A 10,116-nucleotide genomic window follows, 5' to 3' on the forward strand; every position below is an offset into this window, starting at 1 on the left:
CCTCTAATTCGAATTATTCTCTTACGGTTACTATTATACCGCAAATATATATGTATCGGGGGCATCCCCCGTATCAGAGTTCGACCTAAATTAGCCCAACAATGATTGAACAGTTTGGTTAACCAACTTACCGTCAGCCTTACCCTTAACCTTAGGCATCAAAGCGCCCATTACCTTACCCAAATCAGCCTTTGATGATGCACCGACTTCAGCAATCGTTTCCTTAACAACAGCAACGACTTCTTCTTCAGACATTTGCTCAGGCATGTAACGCTTCAAAACGTCGATTTGACCTTGGATTTCTTCAGCCAAATCTTCACGATCAGCATCCTTGTATGATTCCAACTCTTCGACACGTTGCTTCATCTCACGTGACAAAACAGCCAATTCTTCGTCAGCAGTCAAGTCGTGACCCAACTTGATTTGCTCGTTAGAAACAGAAGACTTTACCATACGAACAACGCCCAAAGTCACCTTGTCCTTAGCCTTCATTGCTTCCTTCATGTCGTTAGTCAATTGTTCCAACAAACTCATAATCATAATCTCCTTTAATTACTTGAATATAAAACAAAACCGGACCACCAGCAGGTAGCCCGGCAAGAGTCGAATTAACGGCTCTTCTTGTTCTTGCGCTTACGAGCAGCCTCAGCCTTCAACTTACGTTGTACTGATGGCTTGATGTAGAACTCACGCTTACGGTACTCTTGCAAGGTACCATCCTTTGATACACCACGCTTGAAGCGACGGAGAGCATCATCAAGAGACTCATTCTTACGAACAACAGTCTTTGCCATAATGTTTACCCTCCCTTCCCGTGTGAAGTTTCCAACTTTTATATATGTCGCACACTTTTGTTCTTTAATAGTTTACCAGAATTGAACCTGTTGTCAACGCTTTATACAAAACTGCTGACGATTTGTTATCACTCTTCACTTAGTCTCACCTAAAATGTTTGTACCTAAGCTTTTTGTACCTAACAAACCGTTAGTTTATAACTTTGGCTCGTAGAAACGACCGAACGTGCGATCGATGCGCCAGAGTGATGCCCAAGCTTGTGGATCAACCTCGTAAATGGCATCACGTAGGTCATATTGTTCATACATTGAGATAACCGTGAACAACACTTCCTTGTGGTGATGGTTATATCCACCCTCAGCGTGGTGCACAATCGTAATACCACGACGAATATCACGCTGAATGGCTTCGATAACCAAATCAGGCTTTTCTGTCACAATCATCACTTGCATCTTTTGTTGACGTGTATAAACCAAATCGATGACGCGGGCGTTGATAACCAGACCAATACCGGTATACAACGCATATTGTGGACCAAACAAGAATCCTGAGGCCAACAAGATGAAGAAGTTAAACGTTAAGTTCACCGCTCCCATCTTCATGCCAGTCTTGCGACGTACCAGAATACCAATAATATCTAATCCACCAGTTGAGAGTCCATTACGTAGCGCTAATCCCGTTCCGAATCCGTTAACAGCACCACCAAAGATGGCCATGACAAGTGGATCGTGCGTCCACAATTGCTCTGGTTGCGAAACTAAACGCATGGCAATTGCGGCCAGCAACAAAGCTAATGCCGTAAACATCGCGAATCGCTTACCAATTGCGCGGTAGGCAGTAATCATCAATGGCACGTTAATCAGCACCAATAAGACACCAACCGGCACATGCCAGCCCACAAAACGTTCAAGCAATGTGTTTAGTAACTGGGCTAGCCCTGTAAATCCAGAAGAATAAATGTGTCCGGGCGTCCAAAAAAAGTTCAACGCAATCGCTGATGCGACTGCATATACCATCGCACTACCAATGCGACTTGAGTACTGGTGTCGATTAAAATACTGTTCTATCTGGTCCATTTTCTCGCTTCTTTCAATTTGTACTTTATGATTTTATCACGAAAATGCCAGCGCAAATAAATTATAAAGAAGGTTTATGAACAAAAAAGAGCGAGTTTACAGAAAACTGCAATCTCGCTCGATTAAGAATTGATTATTCTTCTGACATGTTTGGCGCTTCGATATCGGCGTAAACCGGTACCGTCAAGCCCAAGTCATCAACGATTTGTGCCTTGGCAACAGGCGTTGGTGCTTCCGTCATTGGCTCAGTCGCCTTTGAGTTCTTAGGGAACGCAATCACTTCACGGATGTTGTCACGTCCGGCCAACAACATAGCCAAACGATCCAATCCTAGGGCGATTCCACCCATTGGTGGGAAGCCGTATTCCATACCTTCAAGCAAGAAGCCAAATGCGTCGTGCGCTGCTTCCTTGGTGAAACCAAGTGCTGACAACATCTTTTCTTGAATGTCCATGCGGTGAATACGGATTGAGCCTGAACCCAACTCGTATCCGTTCAACACAAGGTCGTATGATTGGGCGTGTGCTTGGTGAGCACCTTCCGTCGTCTCCAACAATGGCAAATCTTCTTCGTTTGGCATTGTGAATGGGTGGTGCGCCGCAATCCAACGATCTTCCTCAGCTTGGTGCTCAAACAATGGCCAGTTAACAACCCAAGCGAAAGCCCACTTGCTGTTGTCAATCAAGTCCATTTCCTTAGCCGTCATACGACGCAGAGCATCCAACGTTGCTGAAACAACACCTTCTAAATCAGCCGCGAACAAAATCAAGTCGCCTGCCTTAGCTTCAGTTTGGGCCAACAAGTCGTCACCCTTCGTCGTCAAGAACTTAGCAATTGGGCCAGTGATGCCTTCATCAGTCACCTTCAACCAAGCCAACCCCTTGGCACCGAAACGCTCGATGTATTGGGCCATCTTATCAATGTCCTTACGTGAGTAGTGATCAGCACCACCAGGGACAACGATTGCCTTTACTTGGCCACCGTTCTTGACCGCGTTAGCAAAGACACCAAATTCTGAATCAGCCATCAACGCTGACAAATCTTGCAATTCCATACCGAAACGCATATCAGGCTTGTCAGTTCCGAAACGCTTCATTGAATCAGCGTAATCCAATACTGGAATTTGCGCCGTATCCAAATCAACATCAACCGTCTTCTTCATGATAGCGGCAACCCATTCGTTAACCAATGCCATGATTTCGTCTTGCGTCATAAATGACGTTTCAACGTCCAATTGCGTAAATTCTGGTTGACGGTCACCACGCAAATCTTCGTCACGGAAGGCACGGGCAACTTGGTAGTAACGGTCAAAGCCGGCCCCCATCAACAATTGCTTAAACAATTGTGGTGATTGTGGCAAAGCGTAGAATGAACCAGGGTAAACACGTGATGGTACTAGGTAGTCACGAGCTCCTTCTGGCGTTGACTTAGCCAAGTATGGCGTCTCGATGTCGATGAAACCGTTGGCATCCAAGAACTCGTGCGTAGCAGCCGTAATCTTTGAACGGATGCGCAAGTTCTTTTGCATCTCTGGACGACGCAAATCCAAGTAACGGTACTTCAAACGCAATTCGTCTGAGACGTTGATGTCGTCTTCAATGTAGAATGGCGTCGTCTTAGCTTCTGACAAAATCGTTGCCTTAGCAACTTGCACTTCAATCTTACCTGACTTCAAGTTGTCGTTAACCGCACCTTCAGCACGTGAACGAACAACACCTTCAACTTCGATAACGAATTCTGAACGCATCTTTTCAGCAACTGCCAAAGCATCTGCACCAAATTCTTCTGAGAAGGCCAGTTGAACAATACCTTCACGGTCACGCAAATCAACGAAAATCAAACCACCCAAGTCACGGCGCTTTTGCACCCATCCTTGTAGCGTGACAGTTTGATCAAGGTAGGCTTCATCAATCAAGCCAGCATAGTTAGTACGCTTCATAATTAGTTTTCCTCTTCTACGTCTTCTTCAACTTCAATAAACTCTGGCAGACCCGTGTAAAGTTCAGCCAGCTTCACCGTGATTTCTTCACCAGTCGTCATGTTCTTCAAGTTTGCCGTTTGCTCAGCCAATTCACGCTCACCAATCGTGATAATGAAGCTGGCACCAAGCTTGTCGGCTGTCTTAAATTGGGCCTTTAGCTTACGATCTTGGTAATCGCGTTCTGCGCTGTAACCAAATGAACGAACTGCTTGAACCATTTGCATCGCCGCAACATCAGTACCTTCACCCATGTTTGCAACGTAAACATCCAATGGTGCTTGTTCAGGTAACGTTGCACCCTCGGCTTCAAGCAACAACATCAAACGCTCAAGTCCGATACCAAATCCAACACCTGGCATTTCAGGTCCGCCGAACTCTTCAACCAAACCGTTGTAACGACCACCACCAGTGATCGTCGTCCAACCACGACCTAGCGCTGCTGATTGTGTCATAACCTCGAAAATCGTGTGGTTGTAGTAGTCCAACCCACGCACAACGTTGGCATCAACTTCGTAATCGATTCCCATTGCTTCAAGGTAGGCTTGCACCTTTTCCCAGTGCGCTTGGGCATCTGCCGTCAAGTAATCCAAGATTGATGGTGCATCAGCAACAATTGCTTGATCCTTTTCATCCTTTGAATCCAAGACACGCAATGGGTTCTTCTCCAAACGCGTTTGTGAGTCAGCAGACAACTCGTCAAAGTGTGGCTTCAGGAAGTCAATCAAAGCATTACGGTAGTTTTCACGTGATTCCTTGTCACCCAAAGAGTTAATCTTAACCTTCAAGTTTGTCACACCCAACGTTTGGAACAAATCAACTGCCATTGCGATAACTTCAGCATCCAAAGCAGGTGAATCTGAACCCAATGCTTCAACACCAATTTGGTGGAATTGACGCATACGGCCAGCTTGTGGACGCTCGTAACGGAACATTGGTCCGATGTAGAACATCTTGTATGGCTTTTGGTGCTCAGGTCCAAACAACTTGTTTTCAACAAACGCACGAACAACTCCGGCAGTCCCTTCTGGACGCAAAGCAACGTGACGGTCACCCTTGTCCTTGAAGTCATACATTTCCTTTGTCACAACGTCTGATGTATCACCAGCAGAACGGGCAAAAACATCAAAGCTTTCAAAAATTGGCGTACGCACTTCTGAGTATTGGTAGTCGCCGAACAAAAGGCGCGCCGTTTCTTCAACGTAGTGCCACTTCAATGATTCACCAGGGAGCAAATCAGCAGTTCCCTTTGGCTTTTGGAATGATTGCTTAGCCATGTTTAAAATTCCTCTCATGTTTCCGATGGTGCAAAACGAAAAGGCACCCTCAACGACACTTCATGTATCGTCAAGGGCGCCTTTTAGCGCGGTACCACCTTGAATTTGGTCTCATGCCGTAACGTGGCAACACGCGCATTGCTGCGACCTAAAAAGTGTCCCCTTGCTTCAGTAACCACAGGCTTGCACCAGACCCTGCTCGCTTTCTTCTACCAACCACAAGTTTGCTTTCTCATCGGTTTATCTATGGGACTTATTATCCAATAGAAAGTAAATTGCGTCAAGGTCTATGGTGCCACCGTATAGCACATTAGACGGGCATATAAACGTTCCATTTCAGTTACGCGATTGGATACTGCCGGAACGGCCTGCCAGTCAGCTGCATTATCAAATTGCAAGAACGCAGCACTCATATCATTAATTTGATTTTTCAACGTGGTTAAACTATGTTCTTGTGTCTGTCCAACTTCAGCGTCCACAAAATTACGCAATTGAATGCCTAGATCACCTAAGGCTGCTGTAACTGCCGCCTTATCGAAATTCACTGGGTCATCCCCAAACATCACATTCGTTAGATGATAAGCAATTTCATCCACAACGCCAGCTAGACGCATGACTTCCATTGCAATCTCGTTATCAGTATTGATCGCTGTCATATTAAATGCCTCATTTCTAAACACATTCCCCATCAAAGAAATGGTATCGAAATTTCGCGAATAATTCTATCAATAACCCCTAAGAACCTGTGATTAATTAACGGTTTTTACCCGATTGTCAAAATACGTTTCCAAACCTTGCGCAACGTCTTGCGCAATTAACTTGCGATAAGACGGACTCTTGATTTTCTTGAAATCACGGTCTGAGTTGATGTACCCATTCTCAAGCAACGCAGCAGGTACTTTATTATCAATCAAAACAACGTATTCCGCCTTTTCAACACCACGGTTTTCCAATGGCATGTTCGGTTTCATCGCATCATTAAGCGCTTGCGCCAAATCTTTCGATCCGTTTTCCTTATGGTAATAGTAAGCTGTATAACCGCTTGCACCATTTGCCTCAGTGACAGAGTCGAAGTGGAATGAGATAAATGCATCCGCGTTCGCATTTTCAGCTACCTTTGGAATTTGTGACAAATACACTAGTTTATCGCTATCACGCGTCATGATGACACGCGCACCAGTTGCACGTAGCGTTTTCGCCACTTGCTGAGCTAACAGCAATGTATATGTCTTTTCAAACTTACCACTATTTGATTCCGCACCAGGGTCATTTCCTCCGTGACCAGGGTCCAAAACAATTGTGGCCTCTGACAACGGTGTCACCTTATCTAACGGCTTGGTGCGTTCCAGCAACCAACTAGCTACCCAACCGGTTGATTCATCTTCACGACGCACTTGATACCAACCGTCGTTTTCTTGCAAAATCTGCAAGTGTTCACCCTGCTTAAGTACTGAAATTGGCGTACTCGTTACCCCGCGATTTTCACGCAGCGTTAGGTTTGGAATCTGCACCGTAATTTGTTGCTTATAGAGCATCACCGTCGTGACGGAAACCGCAACCGCCAACATCCCGACAGTGATCGCCAACGGCACCCAGAACTTTGTAAACCATGCCAACATTAACCGGCCTAGTTTTTGCATGTTGTCATGTCCTTTCTCTTTTTAATGTCTTAAAACAGTTTACCTTATTTCGAGCAAAAAACGGCACCCACTTTTTGTGAGTGCCGTTTTATTTAGGTCTTCTATTTAGGTAAAACCCGAATTAGAAAGTCTTACCTTCCCATTCGTTTGATGGCAATGCATCAAAGTCATACGTGGCAACGTCCGCAACATCCGTGATGAAGGCATGAGCTGGCACTGACATCATCAAGTTGATGCCGCCTTCCTTTTCCTTGACCAAGATAACCGGCTTCTTCGTTGCTTCTGAGTAACCAATCTCCCAGGCAGTACCTGGATCAACGTGCTCACCCTCATAGTCAATCACAGCAATTACAACTTCGGCTGGATCCAAGTGATCCTTATCACCCTTGTAAATTGCCTTTGCCCATTCCTTTGAACCAAATTCAAATTCATCGTGTTGCTCAGTACGTGGACTGAAGAACTCTGAAACCGTTGGATTGGCTGCTAGAGCCTTTTCCATACGTTCAATACGATCAATTTGGTCATCATCAAAAAATGGACCGGCTAGGTAGACGCGCTTCATAAAATTCCCTCTTCATCTAACTTTTATTATTTAGTCTTACTAAATAATTTTACCTGACGAATAGCGAACAAGCAACAACTACATAAATGGTGCGTCCGCCTTATTAGCAAATGGCGCTGACGCCGTTTTGGCCACCTGAACTTGCGTGTGTAGCAACGATGCATTGGCGTGCGTCAAATCCGGAATATACACCACTTCCATGTCATACGTCTGCCCCTCACAGCGTACCACTTTCCCAATGAATGGCCGGTCAATGCCCTTTGCTTCATCGCAATGGGCCAAGTCGCCAACTTGTAACTCATAATCTTGCATAGGCACTTCCCCCTGTACTAGTCTTTGCGATTAGTGTACCCAGCGCGTTTGATGAAGCCACGCATAATTATTGATTTTTTCTCGGAGTTAGTGTGCCACGTATTGGCGCTGTTGATCCTTCAAACCAGCCAACACAAACTTGGCTGGGTCAGCCGTAATATCAAACTCACGATCTTCTGAACCGTGCAAACCAGCCATAAAGACTTCTTCGTATGCTGGAATCGTCAAATACTCACGATTCTCAAACAAAGCATCCATTTGACCGGCGATCAAGCCATCACGGAAGTTAGGTTGCAAGATAGCTGAATAGAACTCACCTTCAGCACCAGAACCGTATGAGAAGATTCCCAAACGGTCTCCCGCAGCCAATTCTTCTGAATTGGCCAACAACGAATACAAGCTCAAGTAAACTGAACCCGTGTACAAGTTACCAATGCGCTTGTTGTACACACGACTTGCTTCGAATTCATTCAACAAGTCGGCTTGCTTGGCTTCATCCGCCTCAGGCAAAATGTCGCGCAATGCCTTTAAACCCATCTTCGTGAATGGTAAGTGGAATGCGTATGCCTTGAAATCGTTGATTGAACGTCCCGTCTTCTCCTTGTAACGCGACCACAAATCACGGAAGAACTCACGGTAAACTTCAGCTGAGTACTTACCATCAACCAAAGCTTCTTCGGCATACACTGGACGCCAGAAGTCCATCACGTCACGTGACATAAACTGGTTATCGCGGTTCAATTCAAGAATCCGTGGATTTTCAGTTACCAACATGGCAACTGCACCTGCACCTTGCGTGACTTCACCTGGTGTGTGCAAACCGTAACGGGCAATATCAGATGCCATGACCAACACCTTTGAACCTGGGTGCAAGGCCACGTAGTCACGGGCTTGCATCAAACCATACGTACCAGCGTAGCAAGCTTGCTTCATTTCAATCGTGCGTGCATATTCATTCAAACCCAACAAGCGTTGTACATAAACTGCGGCTGACTTTGAATTATCAATTCCTGATTCAGTAGCAAAAATAATCGTGTCAATTTCCGTACGCTCTTCCGCCGTCAACAATTGGTCAGCCGCATTAGCTGCCATCGTGACCACGTCTTGAGTTGGCGGCACAACCGCTTGTTCAGTTTCACCAATACCAATCAAATACTTATCCGGTTCTTCATTGCGAGCATTTGCCAAATCCACCATATCGATGTATTGGTGGGGTGAGAAAAAGCTCATCTTATCAATTCCAATTACTGCCATTTCTTATTTTCCTTCCACTTGCGTTGCAATACGACTCATAATATCTCGGGCCAAAGCTAACTTAGATTGTAGCGGTAGCTTTTCTGGTGCAGCATCACGTTGCAACAACGTCACTTCGTTTGTGTCATGTCCGAAGCCAACTTGCGCCTTAGACACGTCGTTCGCAACCAACATGTCGGCATTCTTCTTTTCCAACTTGTTTTGCGCATACGTCAACAAATCTTGCGTTTCGGCGGCAAAGCCAACCAAATATTGCGTCGTTTTTTGTTGTCCCAAAGTCGCCAAAATATCTGGATTTTCAACTAAATCTATCGTCAAACCAGCGTGGTCAGCGTTTTTCTTCATCTTTTGATCGGCAGGTGTCGCAACACGGTAGTCAGACACCGCTGCCGCCATAATCGCAACATCCGTGTCTTCAAAGCGCTCCGTCATTGCTGCCAACAAGTCGCGGGCGGATTGCACCGGTACCATCGCCACGCCAACCGGCGCTGGCAACTCAGATGATGATACAAGTGTCACATCTGCACCTTGTTCAGCCGCTGCCTGTGCCAACGCATAACCCATCTTACCTGATGAACGATTCGTAATGAATCGAACTGGATCAATCGGCTCCACCGTACCACCAGCCGACACAACGACTTTCTTACCAGCCAAACGACCAGTTTGTTGACGGAGCTTCAAATCAGCAAGCGCCAAAATTTCATCTGGTTCAGGCAAACGGCCCTTGCCGGCATATCCTTCAGCAAGCATCCCCTCAGCCGGTTCAATGATGATGACACCATCTTCACGTAACGTCTTTAGGTTACGTTGCGTTGCTGGATTCTCATACATATTGACATTCATTGCCGGTGCGACAATCACTGGCGTGTGGCGGGCCAACAACACTGACGTTGCCGCGTCATCCCCAATACCCGCAGCCATCTTTGCCAAAATATTCGCAGTCGCCGGTACGACAAAAATATAATCCGCCCAGTCAGCCAAGCTAACGTGCGCAATCATACTTTCATTGTGGTCATCAAACAAATCAGTCACAACTGAGTGTTGCGTTAGTGCCTCAAATGTTTTTGGGGTTACAAATTCAGTTGCCGCCTGGGTCATCACGACCTTTACATTTGCCCCTTGCTTCATTAACAAGCGGGCAAAAATGGCTGACTTATATGCTGCAACGCCCCCACTGACGATGAGCACAATGTTTTTATCAGTAAACATTTCGTCGACACTC

11 protein-coding genes are annotated in these 10,116 nt (G+C 45.9%); all 11 read right to left on the minus strand.

Annotated elements, in window-relative coordinates:
* Window positions 1–90: 90 nt before the first annotated feature.
* Window positions 91–534: a GatB/YqeY domain-containing protein gene (locus tag OIT45_RS01190; RefSeq protein ID WP_003610424.1), complete on the minus strand. Its 444-nt coding sequence runs from the start codon at window positions 532–534 to the stop codon at window positions 91–93.
* A 74-nt stretch (window positions 535–608) separates the two neighbouring features.
* The gene (gene rpsU, locus OIT45_RS01195) at window positions 609–794 is read right to left on the minus strand and encodes a 30S ribosomal protein S21 (RefSeq protein WP_003610426.1); all 186 of its coding nucleotides are present in this window, start codon (window positions 792–794) and stop codon (window positions 609–611) included.
* A gap of 195 nt (window positions 795–989) precedes the next feature.
* On the minus strand, window positions 990–1,871 hold the full coding sequence (locus OIT45_RS01200) for a YitT family protein (protein WP_003610428.1): 882 nt from the start codon (window positions 1,869–1,871) through the stop codon (window positions 990–992).
* A 133-nt stretch (window positions 1,872–2,004) separates the two neighbouring features.
* A complete protein-coding gene (gene aspS, locus OIT45_RS01205) occupies window positions 2,005–3,810 on the minus strand; it encodes an aspartate--tRNA ligase (RefSeq protein WP_264339774.1) in 1,806 nt (601 codons plus the stop codon).
* 2 nt (window positions 3,811–3,812) lie between these two features.
* On the minus strand, window positions 3,813–5,126 hold the full coding sequence (gene hisS / locus OIT45_RS01210; RefSeq protein ID WP_199404164.1) for a histidine--tRNA ligase: 1,314 nt from the start codon (window positions 5,124–5,126) through the stop codon (window positions 3,813–3,815).
* Between the two features lie 287 nt (window positions 5,127–5,413).
* Window positions 5,414–5,782, minus strand: coding sequence for a hypothetical protein (locus OIT45_RS01215; RefSeq protein ID WP_135797568.1), 369 nt, complete (start codon window positions 5,780–5,782; stop codon window positions 5,414–5,416).
* A 93-nt stretch (window positions 5,783–5,875) separates the two neighbouring features.
* The gene (locus OIT45_RS01220; protein ID WP_199404165.1) at window positions 5,876–6,766 is read right to left on the minus strand and encodes an N-acetylmuramoyl-L-alanine amidase; all 891 of its coding nucleotides are present in this window, start codon (window positions 6,764–6,766) and stop codon (window positions 5,876–5,878) included.
* Between the two features lie 121 nt (window positions 6,767–6,887).
* Window positions 6,888–7,328 (minus strand): nucleoside 2-deoxyribosyltransferase, encoded by a 441-nt coding sequence (locus OIT45_RS01225; protein WP_003610440.1) that lies wholly within the window; start codon window positions 7,326–7,328, stop codon window positions 6,888–6,890.
* A 78-nt stretch (window positions 7,329–7,406) separates the two neighbouring features.
* Entirely contained in the window at window positions 7,407–7,640 is a 234-nt protein-coding gene (locus OIT45_RS01230; protein WP_135797566.1) for a hypothetical protein, read from the minus strand.
* Between the two features lie 87 nt (window positions 7,641–7,727).
* Window positions 7,728–8,894, minus strand: coding sequence for a hydroxymethylglutaryl-CoA synthase (locus OIT45_RS01235; protein ID WP_199404166.1), 1,167 nt, complete (start codon window positions 8,892–8,894; stop codon window positions 7,728–7,730).
* A gap of 3 nt (window positions 8,895–8,897) precedes the next feature.
* The gene (gene coaBC / locus OIT45_RS01240; protein ID WP_199404167.1) at window positions 8,898–10,103 is read right to left on the minus strand and encodes a bifunctional phosphopantothenoylcysteine decarboxylase/phosphopantothenate--cysteine ligase CoaBC; all 1,206 of its coding nucleotides are present in this window, start codon (window positions 10,101–10,103) and stop codon (window positions 8,898–8,900) included.
* Between the last annotated feature and the right edge of the window lie 13 nt (window positions 10,104–10,116).

This window comes from Weissella sp. LMG 11983 (assembly GCF_025908495.1).
Lineage (GTDB): Bacteria > Bacillota > Bacilli > Lactobacillales > Lactobacillaceae > Weissella > Weissella fermenti.